19 protein-coding genes and 2 tRNA genes are annotated in these 19,367 nt (G+C 43.1%); 6 read left to right on the forward strand and 15 right to left on the reverse strand.

The window, feature by feature from the left end:
- Positions 1 to 122 precede the first annotated feature (122 nt).
- From ACSYSH_RS04965 to ACSYSH_RS04985, 5 genes are all read right to left on the reverse strand, one after another.
- Complete coding sequence (locus ACSYSH_RS04965; RefSeq protein ID WP_252773336.1) at positions 123 to 827, reverse strand: nucleoside/nucleotide kinase family protein; 705 nt, start codon at positions 825 to 827, stop codon at positions 123 to 125.
- Entirely contained in the window at positions 824 to 3,199 is a 2,376-nt protein-coding gene (gene helD, locus ACSYSH_RS04970) for an RNA polymerase recycling motor HelD (RefSeq protein WP_491702255.1), read from the reverse strand. Before helD ends, ACSYSH_RS04965 begins: the two co-directional genes overlap by 4 nt.
- A 203-nt stretch (positions 3,200 to 3,402) precedes the next feature.
- Entirely contained in the window at positions 3,403 to 4,620 is a 1,218-nt protein-coding gene (locus ACSYSH_RS04975; protein ID WP_252773334.1) for a phosphoglycerate kinase, read from the reverse strand.
- A gap of 195 nt (positions 4,621 to 4,815) precedes the next feature.
- Positions 4,816 to 4,887: transfer RNA gene (locus ACSYSH_RS04980), tRNA-Gln, on the reverse strand.
- Positions 4,888 to 4,916: 29 nt separating this feature from the next.
- Positions 4,917 to 4,999, reverse strand: a tRNA-Tyr gene (locus tag ACSYSH_RS04985).
- Between the two features lie 448 nt (positions 5,000 to 5,447).
- Here ACSYSH_RS04985 and ACSYSH_RS04990 point away from each other — a divergent pair.
- Positions 5,448 to 6,080 (forward strand): hypothetical protein, encoded by a 633-nt coding sequence (locus ACSYSH_RS04990; RefSeq protein WP_489816137.1) that lies wholly within the window; start codon positions 5,448 to 5,450, stop codon positions 6,078 to 6,080.
- Between the two features lie 527 nt (positions 6,081 to 6,607).
- Here ACSYSH_RS04990 and ACSYSH_RS04995 read toward each other — a convergent pair.
- The 4 genes from ACSYSH_RS04995 to trhA form a co-directional block, all read right to left on the reverse strand.
- Entirely contained in the window at positions 6,608 to 8,494 is a 1,887-nt protein-coding gene (locus ACSYSH_RS04995) for a M13-type metalloendopeptidase (protein ID WP_491702254.1), read from the reverse strand.
- Between the two features lie 112 nt (positions 8,495 to 8,606).
- Complete coding sequence (locus ACSYSH_RS05000) at positions 8,607 to 9,995, reverse strand: MFS transporter (protein ID WP_252773332.1); 1,389 nt, start codon at positions 9,993 to 9,995, stop codon at positions 8,607 to 8,609.
- 141 nt (positions 9,996 to 10,136) lie between these two features.
- Positions 10,137 to 10,784: a carbonic anhydrase family protein gene (locus ACSYSH_RS05005; RefSeq protein ID WP_491702252.1), complete on the reverse strand. Its 648-nt coding sequence runs from the start codon at positions 10,782 to 10,784 to the stop codon at positions 10,137 to 10,139.
- A 22-nt stretch (positions 10,785 to 10,806) separates the two neighbouring features.
- Positions 10,807 to 11,457 (reverse strand): PAQR family membrane homeostasis protein TrhA, encoded by a 651-nt coding sequence (gene trhA, locus ACSYSH_RS05010; protein WP_252773330.1) that lies wholly within the window; start codon positions 11,455 to 11,457, stop codon positions 10,807 to 10,809.
- Positions 11,458 to 11,609: 152 nt separating this feature from the next.
- On the opposite strand from trhA, the gene ACSYSH_RS05015 reads away from it, so the two are divergent.
- The gene (locus tag ACSYSH_RS05015) at positions 11,610 to 11,957 is read left to right on the forward strand and encodes an iron-sulfur cluster biosynthesis family protein (protein ID WP_252773329.1); all 348 of its coding nucleotides are present in this window, start codon (positions 11,610 to 11,612) and stop codon (positions 11,955 to 11,957) included.
- Between the two features lie 92 nt (positions 11,958 to 12,049).
- On the opposite strand, the gene ACSYSH_RS05020 is transcribed toward ACSYSH_RS05015, so the two are convergent.
- Genes ACSYSH_RS05020 through ACSYSH_RS05035 form a run of 4 tightly spaced genes read right to left on the reverse strand, consistent with a single transcriptional unit; the run spans position 12,050 to position 14,229 of the window.
- Complete coding sequence (locus ACSYSH_RS05020) at positions 12,050 to 12,943, reverse strand: DegV family protein (protein WP_491702251.1); 894 nt, start codon at positions 12,941 to 12,943, stop codon at positions 12,050 to 12,052.
- A 40-nt stretch (positions 12,944 to 12,983) separates the two neighbouring features.
- Positions 12,984 to 13,334, reverse strand: coding sequence for a fluoride efflux transporter FluC (locus tag ACSYSH_RS05025; protein ID WP_252773327.1), 351 nt, complete (start codon positions 13,332 to 13,334; stop codon positions 12,984 to 12,986).
- Entirely contained in the window at positions 13,327 to 13,743 is a 417-nt protein-coding gene (locus ACSYSH_RS05030) for a fluoride efflux transporter FluC (RefSeq protein WP_491702250.1), read from the reverse strand. Before ACSYSH_RS05030 ends, ACSYSH_RS05025 begins: the two co-directional genes overlap by 8 nt.
- A 48-nt stretch (positions 13,744 to 13,791) precedes the next feature.
- Positions 13,792 to 14,229 carry an Rrf2 family transcriptional regulator gene (locus tag ACSYSH_RS05035; protein ID WP_252773325.1) on the reverse strand — a complete coding sequence of 146 codons (438 nt, stop codon included), beginning with the start codon at positions 14,227 to 14,229 and terminating at the stop codon, positions 13,792 to 13,794.
- Positions 14,230 to 14,313: 84 nt separating this feature from the next.
- Here ACSYSH_RS05035 and ACSYSH_RS05040 point away from each other — a divergent pair, with 84 nt between their 5' ends.
- The 4 genes from ACSYSH_RS05040 to ACSYSH_RS05055 all read left to right on the forward strand — a co-directional run bounded on the left by ACSYSH_RS05040 (position 14,314) and on the right by ACSYSH_RS05055 (position 17,904).
- The gene (locus ACSYSH_RS05040) at positions 14,314 to 14,919 is read left to right on the forward strand and encodes a nitroreductase family protein (RefSeq protein WP_252773324.1); all 606 of its coding nucleotides are present in this window, start codon (positions 14,314 to 14,316) and stop codon (positions 14,917 to 14,919) included.
- 336 nt (positions 14,920 to 15,255) lie between these two features.
- Positions 15,256 to 16,257, forward strand: coding sequence for a tryptophan ABC transporter substrate-binding protein (gene trpX, locus ACSYSH_RS05045; RefSeq protein WP_252773323.1), 1,002 nt, complete (start codon positions 15,256 to 15,258; stop codon positions 16,255 to 16,257).
- Positions 16,257 to 17,156 (forward strand): ABC transporter permease, encoded by a 900-nt coding sequence (locus ACSYSH_RS05050; protein WP_252773322.1) that lies wholly within the window; start codon positions 16,257 to 16,259, stop codon positions 17,154 to 17,156. Before trpX ends, ACSYSH_RS05050 begins: the two co-directional genes overlap by 1 nt.
- Positions 17,149 to 17,904 carry an ABC transporter ATP-binding protein gene (locus tag ACSYSH_RS05055; RefSeq protein WP_491702249.1) on the forward strand — a complete coding sequence of 252 codons (756 nt, stop codon included), beginning with the start codon at positions 17,149 to 17,151 and terminating at the stop codon, positions 17,902 to 17,904. The genes ACSYSH_RS05050 and ACSYSH_RS05055 overlap by 8 nt, the downstream gene beginning before the upstream one ends.
- Positions 17,905 to 18,142: 238 nt before the next feature.
- Here ACSYSH_RS05055 and ACSYSH_RS05060 read toward each other — a convergent pair whose 3' ends face one another.
- Positions 18,143 to 18,445, reverse strand: coding sequence for a kinase (locus ACSYSH_RS05060; RefSeq protein ID WP_252773320.1), 303 nt, complete (start codon positions 18,443 to 18,445; stop codon positions 18,143 to 18,145).
- A gap of 118 nt (positions 18,446 to 18,563) precedes the next feature.
- Positions 18,564 to 19,352 carry a DUF2705 family protein gene (locus tag ACSYSH_RS05065; protein WP_252773319.1) on the reverse strand — a complete coding sequence of 263 codons (789 nt, stop codon included), beginning with the start codon at positions 19,350 to 19,352 and terminating at the stop codon, positions 18,564 to 18,566.
- Positions 19,353 to 19,367 lie beyond the last annotated feature (15 nt).

Consider the following 19,367-nt stretch of genomic DNA (forward strand, 5'->3'; position numbering starts at 1 on the left):
AATAAAACTTGTTAGCTATGGGTACTCTAACCCATAATTTGTTATTTTTCTAATATTCTAAACCCAAGCAACAATCTTACCAATGGAAATGGTCTCTGTCAAATTTCCGAACATTCGGCCTTCTAGTTTTCTGACCGTGGGCCCTCCGTTAACGAAACTGGATGATGGTAACGGTCAAGCTTTAAAATCAAATCAGCCTCTGCCCGTGTTTTTTGAATATAGCAATCATAATTAACCTGATTTGTCTGTTCCCACACGGATAAAGCAAGGTCGTAAAAGTCCTTAATCGCCATGTCCTGATACTGGTAACGCCAAGACTGCGGTTGATGACTTGCCTTCACCGTTGCCAAGAAGTTACGTTCCAAGTACCAGTCCTTAATATCGTTCATATCTGCTTCAACAAAAACCTTTTGATCAAAGTTTTCTGCCGGTAATTGAAGAGCAACGACACCCTCAATAATTAAGACATCCGGTCGACTAATCTTTTGCTTTTCACCAGGGACAATATCGGCCCAGGTTTGCGAATAACGGTTGATAACCTGATTATTCATGCCGGCCTTAAAGTTTTGAATCAACTGGACTATGTCTTGCAGATAATAACTTTGTGGAAAGCCCTTTTGATCGAAAATTCCTTCATCCCTGAGGACTTGGTTGGTCTTCAAAAAGTCATCTGTGGAAACGACGGTGGCCACAAGTCCTTTTTTTTGCAGGCCTTGGGCCAATTCCGCTGCCAGAGTCGATTTACCGACGGCAACGGATCCGGTCATGCCGACCGTTAAAAAAGACCCTTGATGGGCCTCATAAATTTTTTCAACTAAATTTGTCATGCTTGTTCCTCCACTGTGGCGTAAAGGTCCTTTGGTACTGCGGCAATCAATGGCGACACCTGGCCCTGACCAATCATTGTCAAGCGGTGCATTGCTCGAGAAGCAACCGTGTAAAGCAAGCGTTGCTGTTCATCTTTTTTGTAGTGAGTGGCATCCGCCTGCCAAATGATAACCGCATCAAATTCCAATCCCTTGGCTAGGTATGACGGAATAATCACGGCGCCTGACGCTAAGCGCTGATTTTCGGAATGAATCAACGTTACCGGCATGTCAGATAGCTGCTGGGCTAGCTCTCTTGCTGCATCCAATGTCTGAGTGATAATGGCCGTTTTTTCACCATCAGCCGCATTTTCAGCCAATTGTTCCTTGACCAGATTAACCGCCTGATTAGCCGTTTTCGCCATCTTCAAGACGGGCAATTCCCCCTCTCGATTAAAGGCCTCAATCGCTTTTCCATTGGCCAACAATTCTTTGGAGAAATTGGTGATTTGTTCCGTTGACCGGTAAGTCTGGGTTAAGTCGATTAATTCAACCTTTTCTGGGTCAAAGAGTGAAGCAAAGTCTTCCTCAAGGCTATTCGCCCAGTCTTGTGTGAAAATAGCCTGGTTTAAGTCACCCAAAACGGTAAATTTAGCATTTGGGAAGGAGAATTTCAAGAAGGCCAACTGGAATGGCGTATAATCCTGAATTTCATCGATAAAGAGGTAGCGAATATCGCGTTGACCATGTTTACCGGTAATTAAGTCATACAAATACAGGTAAATTGTTGTGTTTGCCAACGTTAATTCGTGTTTCTTTAAGTTCGCCACAACTTCGTTCAGATATGACTGCCACTCCTCCTCAGTTACGCCAAAATCAGCTAAAGACAAGAAGTTTGGCAAAGCCCGCAAGAAGTCAACAAACTGCGTGTTGATGTTGATAAAGCCAGAACGACGAATTTTTTTTGCCAACGGACGCAAAGCCTGTGTCGTAATCTTCTTTGCTAGGAAATTTCTTTCCTGCTTATCTGATTTAAATTCTCGTTCCTGGGGACCAGCACCAAGTTGATGACGACGGGTCATGGCTGCTGCATCCCCCTCCTGGTCATCCCCCAAACGAGTGGCACCAGCACCAACTAATTCGTCATATTCTTCCTTTGAAAGGTTTTCAATGGCTAATTCAACCCAATCCTGCTTCATCTGGTGGCTCACTTGAGCCCGCAGTGACCGTAGCAAAGAGTCCTGAGTGGCTTCCAAACGCTGTGACAACTTGTAATTGCTATTATATTGATAGTAAATTTCTAGGATTTTTTCCTTCGAAATCAGTGGCTCGCCACGGAAATTCAAGTTACGAGCAGCCAAGCCTTGCTCATTGAGCGATTCGGCATAGGCCTTTGTCGCCGCAAACATCTGCAAAGATCCGAGCATCCGCTCAATCTTTTCATGTTCCACTGATTTTTCAAACCGTTCTGCCAAGGTCTGAACAGAGAACCGTGGCAACCGCCGCGATGCGTATTGGAAAAAGGTCAGCTGAACCAGGTTCTGTTCCCCTAACTCGGGCAGGACTTGGTCAACATAGTCGTTAAACAGCTGGTTGGGTGAAAACATCACGACTTGACCAGAATTTAATTTACCACGATAACGGTAAAGCAAGTAGGCCACTCGTTGCATAATCGCGGCTGTCTTTCCTGACCCGGCTGCTCCCTGGACAAAGAGCAAATCAGCATCCGTATTCCGGATAATCTTGTTTTGCTCCTTTTGAATTGTCGTGACGATGGACTTCATTTTAGTAGAAGACTCACCAGACAGGGCGTTGAGAAGCATGGCATCCCCAATGGCCTCCTCAGTGTCAAAGAGGGTCACAATGACGCCATCCTCAATTTCAAACTGACGCTTCAAGGAAACTTCAGCCTTTTGTGGCCCAACTGGTGTTAAGTACTCGACCGAGCCCAAACCGCCATCATAATAAATGGAAGCAACCGGGGTCCGCCAGTCATAAATGTAGAAGTGACCATTGTCATCGGAATAAGAAGCTAAACCGATATAAATTGACTCGGGTTTTTGATTTTCTTCACTTGGATCGGTAAAGTCGATGCGAGCAAAATATGGCTTAACGATTTGCTTCGACAAGGTCTGATAGCGGACTTCAGCCCGTGACTGGGCTGCTTCACGCTCTGCAATGGCTTGTTGCTGTTGCCGCACGGACATCGCCGTTTCAACAATGCCAGAATAGGTACTGGTTTTAACCCGGACATCGTCCCAGCCGCTGGCGACGTCTGCCAGTGACCCTTTGGATTTTTTAATCTCCTCCTGGGTACTTTCCAGGGAATCTGTAATTTTTCCCAGGGTTTGGTCTAAATAGGCTTGTTCATTGACTAATTGCTCTTTTGACACGGTGCACCTCTCGAAAATAAGTTGTTGTCATTATACGCTAATTTCTTCTATTTATAAAGAGCATAAATAACAAACAAATTCAAACTTTTTGTTCGCTTTCTCTCCCACGATTAGCTTCTATTTTAACAGACTTATTTAAGAAGGATTTGGTTTTTATGTATTAAAAAACCAAGCAATCTTTTGCTTGGTTTCAAATCGTTTTTTTACTTATCAGTCAATGATTGGATACCTGGCAAGGTCTTACCTTCCAAGTATTCCAAAGATGCACCACCACCAGTTGAGATGTGTGACAATTGGTCAGCAACACCCAAAGCTTGAACAGCGGCAGTTGAATCACCACCACCAACAATGGTTGTGCCCCCATTCTTGGTTACATCAACCAAGGCGTTGCCAATGGCCAAAGTACCCTTGGCAAAGTTTTCCATTTCAAAGACACCCATTGGGCCGTTCCAAACGACCGTCTTAGCATCTGACAAAACCTGTTTGAACAAGTCAATTGACTTAGGACCAATGTCCAAGCCCATGTAACCGTCAGGGATACCAGCGTCTGAATCAACAGTCACTGTCTTAGCATCATTGGCGAAGTTGTCAGCAGCAACGGCATCGATTGGCAAAACCAACTTGTCCCCTGCTTCTTCCATCAATTCCTTAGCCAAGTCAACCTTGTCGGCTTCAAACAATGACTTTCCAATCTTGTTGCCCTTGGCAGCATCGAAAGTATAAGCCATTCCACCACCAATGATTACTTTGTCGGCCTTCTTCAACAATGATTGAACAACTTCAATCTTGTCAGAAACCTTGGCACCACCAATGATGGCAACGAATGGGCGCTTTGGTGTATCAACAGCGTCACCCAAGAACTTGATTTCCTTTTCCATCAAGAAGCCGGCTGCAGCTTGGTCAACGTTTGAAGCAATACCAACGTTTGAAGCGTGGGCACGGTGAGCAGTTCCAAAGGCATCGTTGATGAACATGTCATCACCAAGTGAAGCCCAGTACTTACCCAATTCAGGGTCGTTCTTTGATTCAAGCTTAACTTGTTCACCGTTATGAACATCTTCATAACGAGTGTTTTGGACCATCAATACTTGACCGTCCTTCAAATCAGCAATAGCTTGTTCCAATTGAGCACCACGTGTTTCAGGAACAAAAATAACTTCTTGTCCAAGCAATTCGCCCAAGCGCTTTGCTACTGGTTCAAGTGACAAACCTGGCTTGTCTTCTTCTGACTTGATTCGACCCAAGTGTGAGAACAAGATTGCACGACCGTTTTCGGCGATAACGTGCTTGATTGTTGGTAGTGCGGCTACGATTCGGTTATCGTTACCAATCACACCATCTTTGATAGGGACATTAAAGTCCACACGCATCAAAACCTTCTTGCCACTCACGGCCAAGTCAGTTACTGCTAATTTTGCCATAATTGCCTCCAAATATTCTTTGTTTAAACAAGACCAATTATAAAGCAAAAAGTTGTAAAAGTCTTGGGGTCTCATAGAATTTTCTTGTGAAAAGGTTGAAAAGATAACGATTCTAAATCAACCCCACATCAAAATCACTTTTTTAAATCAAAAAGACGACAAAAAAACCGGTTCATCACTGAACCGGCATCTTAGTTGCCCCTGCTGGGATCGAACCAGCGCATGGAGGTACCAAAAACCTCTGCCTTACCACTTGGCCAAGGGGCAATGCTTCTATTTTGCCTGAAGCGCGGCAATGGGAGCGGTAGGATTCGAACCTACGAACCCGAAGGAACGGAGTTACAGTCCGTCGCGTTTAGCCAGACTTCGCTACACTCCCGTTTGCTAAACAACTATTCTATAATAACAAGAATTATTACGAGTGGCAAGTCTTTTTTCTGATTTTTTGATTATTTTAGGTGATTATTCCAAAAATCTCGTCAATTGGCAAGACCTATACTAATTTGAATTAATCGCAATTGATTTTGCTTGCACATCCACACCAAAGCTGGTCAAGAATTTGACAAATCCAATTGATATCACCATAAAAAAGATTTTCAAACGATGTTAACCTTAATTCAGAATGATTTAAGATTAAATAATAAAACAGCAATCAACTAAAAGTGCTATTCCATCGATTTTGGATGCCACCAACCAATTGCCATCAGTCATGACAGCCCAAAATAGCATTGACAGTATGATAGCCCTCATTGTCATCACAGTCATCACACTTTTTGCACCAGAGGCAGTTTAATATTTGCCTGTTAAATTAGAGGAGTAAATAACTAATGAACGAATTTAAGTACATTCAAAAATCACTTGAAAGAAAAGCTAAAAGAAATTTAAAATGGCAAATATTAATCACCGTTATTCTGATTAGGATAGATATCTATTTATTTATGGATAATCTATCACGGATGCATGCAGCCCACAATATTACTATACCAACAATGAAAGTAATCATTTTCCAGTACCTTCTTATAATCATCACTTGCCTGATGCTTATTAGCTGGATTAAAATTGTCTACTTTATCCGACAAGCAATCAAGTATTCATTTAGTAAACAGGATGGTGTTATTAACTTAAAAACTGTTTCCAATAATAATGAATGGTTAAAAAAGTATATGGACCATGTAACGAATAAGAAAATGGCTCTTTTCAATATATTTTCAAAAAAACATAAATTTTACCTACTGTGGGGGGTAATTGAAACAGAAGAATGTTATCGGCTTACGATGCTTAATACCTCGGAGAGTGATCAGTTGGTTATTCTAAATATAAATAAGCAAGAATTTGAACAATATTATCACCAGAGTACCATTACAAAATGGATTCGACGCATGAAAAAAAGATATCAAAAATTTAATCAACCACTATTGAAGTACTTATACTCATCATTTGTTTTTTACGTCAAGGACTAGTTACAATTGTTTGTTTAAATACTTAGACTTGAAAAAGCGATATAAACCTCAGAATTTTATCTCCATTTTGAGGTTTTTTATTATCAGCAAATTGACATTGACTAGTGCTTTGTATAAGCGTGATTAAAGATTATATGTGAAGCACATCCTGACTAATGTCAGGGTTTTGAAATTTTCTGATCTAGGAAGCACGAAGAAAAAAATCATGCAGCAACCAATATTACACACCTTTCCTTCCCATTCTTAACGATTAAAACAACCTCCCACAGGCAATTGAAGGCTGTCTAAGTAATAAAAAGGAACCCGACATAAATTAATTGCGGGTTCCCTGCTTGCTTTTATGAAATGATCACTTATATCATTTCGTTATATGAAATAACCACGGCTCGTCATTAGTCCTAATAACTACTGACCTATCTTTTACTGGAATGAAAACTTTGGTAAGAGATTTTTTATGCCATTTGCTATTTTAAAACTTGCACACTATCGCTAGAAGGATTCAATCCATCATCATGCCAACCTTGAAATTACCAAATTTGGATTCTTTTGTCTGGATCCAGCCACATCCTATCTCCTGCCTGAATGCCATAAGTTTGGTGGAAGTCATCAAAGTTCGGCAAGATAACATTCGTCCGCAACTTCGCCGGTGCATGGACATCAATCTTCGCTAGCATGGCCAGGTAAGCCGGTGCTGCCTTTTGTCGCCACAATGTTGCAAAATTTTCAAAGAAGGCCTTCGCATCAAAGTCCTTTTGTTCCTTAGCGGCTGCCAAAGCGGCAGAGACACCACCCAAGTCAGCAACGTTTTCGGAAACCGTCAAGTGCCCATTAATTTTGGCACCAGCCGAATCCTGTCCATCAAAAGCAGCAACCACCGCCTGTGTCTTCTGCTCAAAGTGTTCGAAGTCTTCCTTGGTCCACCATTCTTTCAGGTTTCCATGTTCATCATAACGCGCACCGTTAGTGTCAAAGGCGTGAGTAATTTCATGGGCAATCACCGTCCCAATCCCGCCAAAGTTTTGGCTTGATGATTGATGATAATCATAAAATGGTGCTTGCAAAATAGCTGCCGGGAAGACAATTTGATTAAACTCTGGTGAATAATAGGCATTTACCAAATCACCCGGCATTTCCCAACGACTCGTATCCGGTGCCTGTCCCCACCGGCTAAAGTGATCGGCCACGGCCGCCTGGGAAAAGGCTTCTACGTTTTCTAAGAGCGTCTTGTGAACATCAACTTTGCGATCCTCCAAGTATGCGGGAATCTGATCAGGATAACCGACCTTGACTTGCAAGGCAGCCAACTTCACCTTGGCCTTTTCGCGCGTAGCAGCGGACAACCACTGTTGTTGGTCAAAGCGGTCATCATAAACGCCAATCAAGTCACGGACCATCTTCTCGACATCTTTTTTAGCGGCCTCGCCAAAATAGGTTTGACCGTACCAGCGACCAACGATTTGGGCAAAAAAGGCTCGAGCCTGACGGAAAGCAGCCTTGTCTGCATCAACCGCCTCTTTAGCACCAGACAGTTTTCGACCAAAGACACCAGCATCGATGCGACTTTGGTTCCCCAATAATTTGGCAATATCGAGCATATTTTGAACAATTGACCAAGCCTTAATCAAGGCAAAGTTCTTTTCTTGGTAGACAGCGTTGGCCTGAGCGAAGAATGCCCCATCAAAGATGATCACCTTTTCCGGCTTTTGCCCCAGTACCTTTTCAATCACCGCAGCAATCCGGTAGTCGGTGAATTGTTTTGTCAAATCAGCCAAGGCCGTGGGATGGTAATTCTTCCAATAATCCGACAACGTTTCACGAGAACTTTCACTATCTGCCAAAAGTTGGTCAAAAGCGAGCGTGTCATCAACTAATTTCTGCGCCTCTAGCTCTGCAAAACCAAACCGTTGCAACAGCCCAGTAACCATTGTCGACCAAGTAGCCAACAGCTCCTTTTTGCTGTCTTCGTCCTGGTAACTCGTTGTATCAGGTAAAATCAGCCCTGGATTGGCCAACCACAATTCGTTGCGGGCCGTATTCTTTGAATCTGGACTAACCGTCAATGCTAACGGTGTCGTATAAGAATCCAAAATCAATTGCCCTTCGGCTTCTTGGAAGTCATCCCAGTTTTTAATCTTCAGCAACGGCTGCAAGAATTGTTGGACTTGACCGGCTTCATTTTGGCCACGACGGTCCCAGTCCTTGGTTAACTGATGGAGAGCAACAAACTGGTCCAAAGCGGCGACTTGCTTTTGACCGGCTTCGATTTCTTTGACTGTGGCTCGTTCCAAGTCTTCAATTTTATCGGCCAAGTCATAAAAGCCACCAGTCACGGGTTTGTCGGCTGGAATTTCAGCCTGATTTAACCACTCCTGATTGACTGCTTGATAAAAATCATCTTGATACTTTGCTACCATATGCGCCTCCTAATAATTGTTATTCATTATTATCCACTAGACTACTTCTAAAAAGCAACTTTCTTCACAAAAAAAACCAAACAAAAAGCTGTTTGGCCTTCTTTTATTAAATTTAACTGAGAGTTTTTGCACCTGCATCCTTAGGTAAGGTTAAAACCTCCATAAGTGGATACAAGGAAACTAACCCCACAATCAAGAAAGTTAGCTGATAAGCAGTTGTCACTTTCACCACTTGTCCAAGCAAAGCCAAAATTGTCGCAGCAATTCCGACTCCGAGTGCCTGTGACAGCATTTGTAGGACAGACGTCAAGGTATTGGCTGAATTCTTCTGCTCTTTTGAAAGTTCTGAAAAGGACAACGAGTTGTAAGCAGTCAAGGCTAATGAACGGCCAACACCAGATACAAAAGCAACGAAGGCAATCCAGACCTTTGTGCTATCAGCATGAAAGGCTGCCATCAGCAAGGTTGCTAAGCTTGCTAGACTGAGGGCCACTACCAGAGCATACTTGTAGCCTAACCGCCGAATAATTACTGTGGTAAATGGCTTAATGGCAATATTGCCAACAAAAATAAAGATAACATAGGTTCCAGCCATGATCGGTGACCAATGAAAGGCAACTTGCAAAAGCAAGGTCAAAAGGTATGGCAAAGCACCAATCGTCATCCAAAAGATTGATCCGCCCGATTCATAGACTCGAAAAGTTTTTACTTTTAGAGGCTCCAGGGAGAATAGCGGTTGGTCGCTCGCTGAAAGATGGTGCCAGGCCAAGGCCAAAAAGACGAGGGACACGAAAAGCACCAAGAAGCCCCAGAAAAAAAGAGAGAGACCGCGTGACAGCATTTCGGAAGCAATCAAGAGACCCCCACCGGCAACCGCTACAAGCACGAAACCAAATAGATCAAAGGGCAAGTCCTCCCGTTCGTTATCATCCAAAATAAAAAACACTCCCGTTAAAATAATTAACAGGCCAATTGGCAAATTTAAAAAGAAAATCCAATGCCAGGATAGGCTCGCAATCACATAACCCCCAAGTAAGGGAGCAATTGCCGGTGCCAAGAGTGCCGGCCATACCAGGTAAGACAGGATTTGGAGCATTTTCTTTGGCTCTGTATTTTCCAAAATAATTAGCCGGCCAACAGGGACCATCAATGCCCCGGACATCCCCTGAATAGCGCGCATGACCAACAGATAGGTTAAGTTATTAAAGAGGCCGGCCAACACAGATGAAACCGTGAAAAGACCGACGGCCAGCAAAAATAAGTTCTTACGGCGAACCTTTTTAGCTAACCAACCAGACAATGGAATAAAAATGGCAGCAAACAGCATATAGACTGATACGAGTAATGAGGCCGTACTCTGGGCTACTTTCAAATCAGTTGCAATCTGTGGTAGTGCTGTTGTGACAATGGTCGAATCAAGCATTTGCATAAACAGGGCGGCAGCTACGACCAAGGCCGCCCGTTTCATCTGCGAAAAATTCATTTTCGAATTACTGGTCATGAAAAAATCCCCTTTTAAATGACGAATGGCGTGAAAGAGGCTTCTCATTTGTTAGAGAAGCTAACTTACCATTGCTCAATTTTATTCTTAGATCAAAAAGAAAACAATGGCATTGAAAAAAGCCCTGCGGGCTTTTGGCACTTACTTTGAATGATGCATCGGTGATAAGTGGTGATAAACCACCGTCCGCCCGAATAAGGGCTGACATTCCCGGTAGTTATCCGGATAGGCCTCGGCAAAAGTCGCCAAATCTTGGGGACTTATCCCCACCGGTTCGTCTAACAAAACCCAATTAATGTCTTTTTTCAACGGTGGTGTGGTTAACGAGCCCGTATAGGTGAAGCAACCCCTCTTTTCCACAGGCAGCAAATCCTGCAGATTGACCATCTTTTTTTCTTCCGAAAATAGTGGGGCAAAGATGACCGGGTGATTTTCGTCGACTTCAGCAAAGGCCCCAACAACCATCGTTTGGCCAAGCTGATTTTGACAAACGATGTGAATCTCGGCAGCATAGCGCTGGCCATCAATCAGATGTTCAGCACCATCATGAATGTGAAAACGGACAACATGCCAAGCCTGCTGATTTAAAACCAGCTGGCCCTGACAATAAAACTGATCGCCAATCACCTCTTGACTCTTCTTGACCGGCGTGTTTTGAAAATTAGTCCAGTCAACTTGCCAATCATCCCCCATAAAAACGGCTGATTGGTTAATCTCAATCGGTGATTCTTGGTTACTTAAAGCCGTGGCTGTCCAGGCACTTTGAAAACGATAATCCAGCTTTTCCATCTTTTGGACCTTCTTTCAAAATCTAAAGCGTTAGATATATTGAGCAATACATGAGTCCGGCACCAACAAGAACAAAAACATGCCAATAAACATGACCCATGGGAATTCGTGGTACTAGGTAAAAAATGGTTCCAAGAGAGTATACCACGCCACCGGCTAAGAGTAACCAAAAGGCAGCTGGTGATAAGGCAGTCCATAATAGCGGCATGGCAATAATAATAAGCCAGCCCATCACTAGGTAGATCAGTACAGATAACCAGGGAAAGCGGCCGACCAAAAACAAATCATAAATCAGACCGGCAATGGTCATCAATAGGATGGCTGACCAAATGCCAAAACCCCACCCTCCCTTCAAAACTAACCAAGTATAGGGCGTATAGGAGCCTAATATCACGAGATAAATACCGGCATGATCCATAAATTGGAAAATCTTGGCTGCCCTAGTAAAAACGAGTGAGTGAAAAAGTGTCGATGCTAGTAAAAATAGTGATACCGAGGTCAAATAAATGCTGACCGCGGCGATTTCAATGCCACTCGTCCGACCATCACGAACTATTTTTAACGCTAAAAAGATACTGGCAATCACGGCTAAAATAAAGCCAAGACCATGAGTCACGGCATTTAAAACCTCATAGACAATCTGATATGCTTTTCCGTGTTTTTTTATTTCCATTTTTTGTCAAACCCCTTAAAAGTTGTCCGTCACATGATTTTTGTCTACTGTCATCGCGAAAATAAAACAAATGACAACTATACCAATTGACAAACATTGTTAAACATTATATACTAACCTTGTTATTTAAAGATGAATTGGAGGAATATTTTATGAAATTGACTTTTACACCAGCAGCAACTGAGCGTTTGCAGAAGTTTTTGGGCGACGACGTCAAGATGGTCCTAGATTTCGATGATGGCGTTGGACCATTCTCAGATGAAGCGAACTGCACCTTGGCTTTGTCATTCAACCTCTTATTCGTTAATAAGGATGCGGATTTGTCGGAATTTGGTGCTAAAATTGACTCAAACCTTGGCGAAATTTATGCTAAGCCTTATTCAACCGACCAAATGGATGAAGAAATGACCATCGACGTCAATGAAAAGTACTTACGCTACTCATTGTCTGGTCGTCGTGGCGAACTTGACCCTGCCTTGGGTATCAAGAAAGTTGCCTAAGACATCCTAATTGTTAGGCATTAACTACTATTTTTCTGCTTACTAAAAAGTCAGCCATTCGGCTGGCTTTTTATTTACTCTAAATAACTATCTCAATCTTCTTTTGCCATGACCTGCCAGTCTTGTGACCAAATGACGGCCATTGCCCCATCACCGGTATGCACACCAATCACAGGATCCATACTTGCCCGTTCAAAGGCGACTGTCGGATACTTTGACTGAAAATCCTTCAGCCATTTATCCCCTAATTTAGCATTATTACCGTCAATGATGTAGGCTCGCACAGGAAAATCAGCAACTCTTAGGTAGTCCTCAAAGGCTTCTTGGATTTGTTCCTTCGCCCCAGACATTTTCCGAGCCTTGCCAACGGCTCCAATCTTCCCGTCTAAAACGATATCAAAGGACAAAATTGGCTTAATATTTAATAGACCGCCAATTAGGGCTTGCCCACGGGATAGGCGCCCTGTTCGCTTCAGATGCGAAATATCGTTGACGACCAAACGAACCCCAAGGTTCTTACGGAAGTCCGAGAGGGCTTGATCGATTTCAGCCAAAGTACGCCCCTTTTCGGCTAATTTGGCTGCCAATAACGCTTGACTGGCCTGACCCATGTTGGTCAATTTGGAATCGACTACAAGAATTTCTTCAAGGCCAGTAAAACCAGCAGCAACCAATTTTGCCGTTTGAAAAGCGCCTGAAATCCCGGAAGACAAAGTGATGATGATTGCTTCTGTATAGCCTGATTGAACCGCTTGGTTCAAGGCCTGCTCCCATTCAGCCGGACTTGGTTGCGATGTCGTTGGCAAAACGTCTTTTTTAGTCATTAATTCGACCAAATCAGCTAGAGAAGTTAAATCCTGACCACCCATATAAGTTTCTTGGCCAAACAAAATCGGAATTGAAACTTCCTCAATTCCATATGAACGGCGGATTTCGGCCGGCAACGCCGCCGATGAATCCACAATTATTGCTGTTTTCTTTGTCATAAGTTGCTCCTAATCTTAAGGGCTATTTTACCATACTAAACTAACGAACGGCCCCCACTAGCACTTGACCTAAGAAGAAAGCGATGGCACCCGCAAGAACCTGGACAAATAAATAAAGAAGTTGCTGACAGAGGCCCTCTCTTTGTTTGGCCTGGGTCATCATTGTTGAGAATGTTGTTAATCCACCCAAAAAACCGGTTTGCGTCAAAAGGACGGCGTGGGCACCTTGGCCAATACTTGAAAGAGCACCAAGTAAAAATGATCCAAGGATATTAACCGCCCAAACTCCGGTCAAAAAATCAAAGCGCTGCGGCCACCAAATCAGTAACAGATACCGTAAAAGGGCGCCCAGCCCCGCGCCAATCATCACCAGTAAGTAGTTTTCAAGCATGGCTGGCCCCCTTTTGTTTTTGTTTCAAACATTCTTGAGCGATCAATTGTCCAGCAAGTGCTAGTGCCAGACCACCAAATAGAGAAAAGAAAAGATAAGAAACAGCTAAGATTGGTTGATGCAAGCCAAGATGGAAAGTCTGCAAAATCATGGTCCCAAAGGTCGTGAACCCACCCATAATGCCAGTCCCTAAAAACGACTGCCAGTATGCCGGCCGTTCCATCTTGCCAACCAAATAAGCGCCCAAGAAGGCCAACAAAAAAGCCCCCAACCAGTTAATCAACATCGTCGTCAATGGCCATTGTCCGATTACTGGCGTAAAGCTTAATAAATAGCGCAGGAGACCACCAAGGGCACCTCCAAAGAAAACAACCAATCCTTCAATTTTTCGATTTGTTTCAACCGTCATGACCACGCCTACTTTCTACATAAGAAGATTTTATCACGCTTTCAATGCTCAAATTGGTAGCGTTTGATTCTTTTTAACGTCTTCGATAAGATCAAAAAGGGTCATTTCTCCCATCACGGCCATCACGGCTTGATCAATTTCGCCATAATACTTTGACAGGGCCGAACCAATTGAAGAACCGACTGGACAATCAGGGTTGGTATGTTTATCTAAAGCAAAAACTGCCGCACAATCCTCAACGGCCTGCAAAACCTCTGCAAAGGTAATGTCCTTACTATTTTTTGCAAGTACAGGACGGCCAGGATAAGGACCCTGCCGACACAGAATATTAGCATTCTGTAATTCAGCTAAAAGTGCCCGGACTCGTGACGGGTTCGTATTAATTGAACTCGCAATCGTAGCAGAGCTCAATGAATCTGTTGGTCGCGCAGTTGCCACATAAACAAGGATGTGGAGCGCATTTGTTAATCGTAATGATGGTTTCATAAAAATTAGTCCTTGTCTTTTTCTAATGTCTATTATAACATAGAGTTGTACTTTTAAAAAATACAGTAAATAAGGAGACAGATTATGTCAGAATTTTTAGATTTGCAAAAAAAGCGTCGTTCAATTTATGCCCTTGGTAAGGACGTTTCAAAAACTCCTGAAGAACTGAACACAATTATTAAAGAAGCCATTGCAAACACACCATCAGCTTTTAATTCACAATCAACGCAAGCCGTTGTTTTGACTGGTGCCGCTCACGAGCGTTTGTGGGAAATCACGTTAGCTGAACTCAAGAAGGTTTCTGCTGATGAAGAAGCCTTTGCTGCTACGAAGGCCAAGGTTGATGGTGCTTTCAAGGCCGGTTTTGGTACTGTTTTGTTCTATACTGACACAAACATCGTCAAGGGCTTGCAAGAAGGCTTCCCACTTTACGCTAACAACTTCCCTGATTGGGCTGAAGAAGCAGTTGGTATCTCGCTTTACGCTGTTTGGTTGCGCTTAGCAGAAGAAGGTCTTGGTGCCTCATTGCAACACTATAACCCATTGATTGATGCTGCCGTCGCCAAGGAATTTAACTTGCCTGAAAACTGGACCTTGCGTGGTCAAATGCCATTTGGATCAATCGTTGCCCCTGCAAGTGAGAAAGACTACTTAGCAGAAGACGTACGTTTCCGTTTCTTCCAAGACTAATCTTCTCTTAAGGTTGATTGTCGCCTCTTCTGATAATTTTTTCATTTTTCTTGACAGGCCTAGTCCCGTCTTGTATGCTTAACTTAACTTTTAAATGTTTTAAGGAGTCGCGTATGCGTCAGTTTGCTTCACAATCTAACCGCCAATGGTGGCGCCGGTAGGAAAGCAGCTCGTCGTTTGGACAAGCTGTGACAACAGTTTTGTCCCAACCGGCTCTTTTGCAATACTGCAATTCATTAAAAGTCTGTTTGGGTTTAATCATAATACCCAGGCAGGCTTTTCTTTTTGTCTAAAACTTGTCTGGGCCAGTATATTAGAAGTATGAAGGAGTAAAAAATGAATAAGCGTCTACTAACCGTGACATCATTCATCGCCCTTTTCCTAGTCGTTGCCTTTTTCACCACTGGTAACACGAACACTAGTTCGAAAAAAGGCATCCCCACTGTGGGAATTTTGCAGTTAGTCACTCATCCTGCCTTGGATCAAATTCACCAAGGAGTTGTGGCTGGTCTAGCTGCTGGTGGTTACACTGCCGGCAAAAACGTGAAGATTGACTATCAAAATGCACAAGCAGATCAAGCTAATTTAAAAACCATGGCTCAAAATTTTGCCAATAAAAACGAAAACTTAACTGTTGGAATCGCTACGCCAGCAGCTCTTTCCTTAGCAAAGGCTGCCGATGGGAAGAATCCCGTTATCTTAGCGGGCATTACTAACCCTAGCGGTTCAAAACTAGTAAAATCAGATGCTCATCCTGGCGCTAATATTACTGGTGTCGGTGGCGATTCTCCTTATGAAAAGCAGATTGCTGTCTTCAAGGAAGTCTTACCAAAAGCAAAGACAATCGGAGTCATTTCAACTTCTTCTGATGCCGGTGGGACTTATAATGCAAAAAAAATGACCAGTGCATTAAAACAGGCCGGCTATCAAGTCAAAAACTATACGATTGCTTCTACTAATGACATGCAACAGGTGGCAACCACGATGGTCAGCCAGGTTGACGCTGTTTACGCACCGCAAGATAACGGTGTTGCCACGGCGATGAAGACTTTAGTGGCCGTCGCTAACCAAGCACATGTTGCTGTGATTCCGGCTGCTGATTCAATGGTTAAAGACGGTGGTTTGGTTACTTTTTCTAATTCACAGTATGAAATTGGTTATCAGGCTGGTCGGATGGCTGCCCAAGTCCTTAGTGGCAAGAAGAAAACTGCAACGATGCCAGTTTACAACGTCACGAAGGGAAATTACGTCATCAACCAACAAACAGCGAAAACGCTTGGCATTACTTTGCCGGCCGATATCGTTGCCAAGGCTGAAAAAGCCGGGGAGGTCTTCTAATGTCAATTGTTGTTTCAAGTATTTCTCAGGGAATCTTGTGGGCCGTTTTGGGCCTGGCCCTGTTTTTAACTTTTAGGATTTTAAACTTTGCCGATATGACGGTTGAAGGTTCCTTTCCTCTTGGTGGTGCGACCGCTGTTGCCCTAATCGCCCATGGGGCCAACCCCTACCTGGCAACCTTAGCCGCCATCTTCGTTGGCGCCCTAGCCGGCCTAGTAACCGGCCTTTTGTATACAAAGGGCAAGATTCCGATTTTGCTTTCCGGAATTTTGGTCATGACAGCCTGCCTGTCAATTAATCTCCGAATTATGGGATCTGCTAACATTTCTCTTTTAAATCAAAAAACAATCTTCTCGTCACCATTCTTAGAAGGTCTGCCAAAATACTTTGACGGCGTCTTTGTGGGCCTGATCATCATTATTTTGATTACCCTCGCCTTAATCTGGTTCTTGCAAACGGAGCTCGGACAAGCGTTCATCGCTACCGGCGATAACGCCAAAATGGCTGCAGCCTTTGGAATTAAGACTGACCAAATGATCATTATGGGTCTAATGGTCTCAAATGCCATGATTGCCTTTGGTGGCGCTGTGATTGCTCAAAACAACGGCTTTGCGGATATTAACATGGGAATTGGTATCATTGTCATTGCCCTGGCTTCTATTATTATTGGCGAAGTTGCCTTTGGTGATTTGTCATTAAATCAGCGCTTGGTTGCTGTCATCATCGGTTCCATTATTTATCGCTTAGTTCTGTTAGCTGTCTTGCAACTTGGCTTCTCAACCAATGATTTGAACCTGATTTCATCCATTATTTTGGCGATCGCGATGGTTTTGCCACAAGTTCGCCATTATTTGAAATTAGACAAGCTTTTCCAGTTAGGAGGACAGCACCATGACTAAACCCGTGATTACCCTAAAAGATGCAACCGTTACTGTCGGCAATCAAACTGAAATTTTAAAGCAGCTTAACTTAGAAATTTACCCCGGTGATTTCATCACTGTCCTGGGGACTAACGGGGCTGGGAAGTCAACCTTGTTCAACGCTATTTCTGGTGATCTCGCCCTAAGTTCAGGCACTGTCTATCACCAGGGCAAAGATATTACCAACCTTCCAGCTGTTAAACGAACCGCTTTTTTAGCCCGAGTTTTCCAAGATCCAAAGATGGGGACTGCCCCCCGCATGACTGTTGCCGAAAACCTCCTCTTAGCTGAAAAGCGTGGTTCACGGCGGACACTGAAAAATCGCCATCTATCTAATCAAAAATTGGACTTTTACCATAACATTACCGAAAAGATGGGCAACAATCTTGAAGACCGTTTGCAGACAGCCGCTGGTTCCCTTTCTGGGGGCCAACGACAAGCACTATCCTTTCTAATGGCTATTCAGGTTAAGCCAGAACTCCTACTATTAGACGAGCACACGGCCGCCCTAGATCCTAAGACTTCGGCACAACTAATGGATGCCACTAATCATCAGGTTATTGATAATAATCTCACGGCATTGATGATCACCCATAATTTGGCAGACGCCTTAACTTATGGGAATCGTTTAATTGTCCTCAACGCCGGTAAGATTGTCTTAGACATCAAGGACCAAGAAAAAAAGGACCTCAGTGAAGAGGACCTGCTTGAATATTTTGTTCACTAAAAAGAGGGTTAACAAGTGATCAATGATGAGCATTTTGACTGATATTGACCACATCAAAAATTAAAAAATAATCCGTTTCCTAAAAAGCTCCGATTGCGATTCGGGGCTTTTTTATTTACTAGCCCCTATTATCTTAAAAACAAAGGAAAAGGACCAAGACCGGTTCAGTATCGGCCATCAGTCCTAAAGGGTATTCGCTGAAGTCCCCTTATCTTGGGGGCGAATCACTTTCTACTTGTTACAATTCCATTCCTGATCCATTAGTATTGATTCGATCAAAAACCTCAAAAAGGTGTTCTCGCTCGGTTAATCGATACTTTTTACTTTTGCGATCAAAGATAATCTCTGATTTAACCTCATCTTCGACCTGCAGATCCGCCAGAAACTCACGAATCGCCGCAATATCACGCTGCACGGTCTTGCGACCAACGAAGAAGAGGTTTTCGATTTCGTCTACACCCATCGATTGTTTAGAAATCAGGACGGAATAAAGACGTAAAATCCGTTGTTTGTCATTATATGCTGGTGGTTTTCTTGACATAAGATTTCTCCTACCCCTATTTTATCAAAGCCCAACAGAAAGAAAAGACTTGTTTTTAGAATTATTCGCATGTATGTAATAAAAAAGACTGCTTGAGCAGTCCTTTTTTTATTTTAAATTAGACAGAACGTCGGTTGAAAACCCAGTAAGCCAGGGCGTACATAACCAAGACGTAGGCACCATAAACGACGAAAAGTACCCAAGCACCAGCACCGAAATAAGACTGGATGCTCTTATTAAAGTCTGAAGTCCCACTATAGTAAGAAACAACGTTCTGAACAGTCAATGGATTCCACTTTAATGGAGCCCAAAGTTGAATCAATGAAGAAGTCACTGCTGACAAGATACTAGTCGCAACTGACATCACAATCCCAAGAGAGATTGCTGCAGCAGACGACTTAGCAATATTGGAAACCAAAAGAACAATGGCCATCAAGAATAATGAACCAACGAAGCTCATCAACAATGCAAATAGGAATGACTTCCAATCAAGGCTTGTATAATATGTGGTGTAAATCTTTTCAGTTGCGCCATCGTGCATTGCTCTGAAAATTAAACGACCAATCGCTGTCCCTGCCAGTGAGAAAACAATCAAGAGGAAGTATTCAACAATTACCGTAATGATCTTAGCCAAAAAGATTTGAAGCCGTGAATACTGACGTGACAGTAAGGGACGAATTGTCCCAAAAGTAAATTCCTGCGTAAAGGAAAGGGCTGTTAAGACCAACATTCCAATCGTAATGATGATACTTGAACCACCCAAGGCACCGTATGCCGATGCTTGACTAGCCATTGGAACAAAACTAGTCAAAGTAATAATTGGTAAAACAAAGGCGATAATCGCCCAGATATAGACCCGATTTTGCTTCCAGGCCTTCATTGCTTCTTGCTTTAATAACGTAAACATGAATTCTCCTTCGTT

Source organism: Fructobacillus sp. ESL1117, from assembly GCF_058508565.1.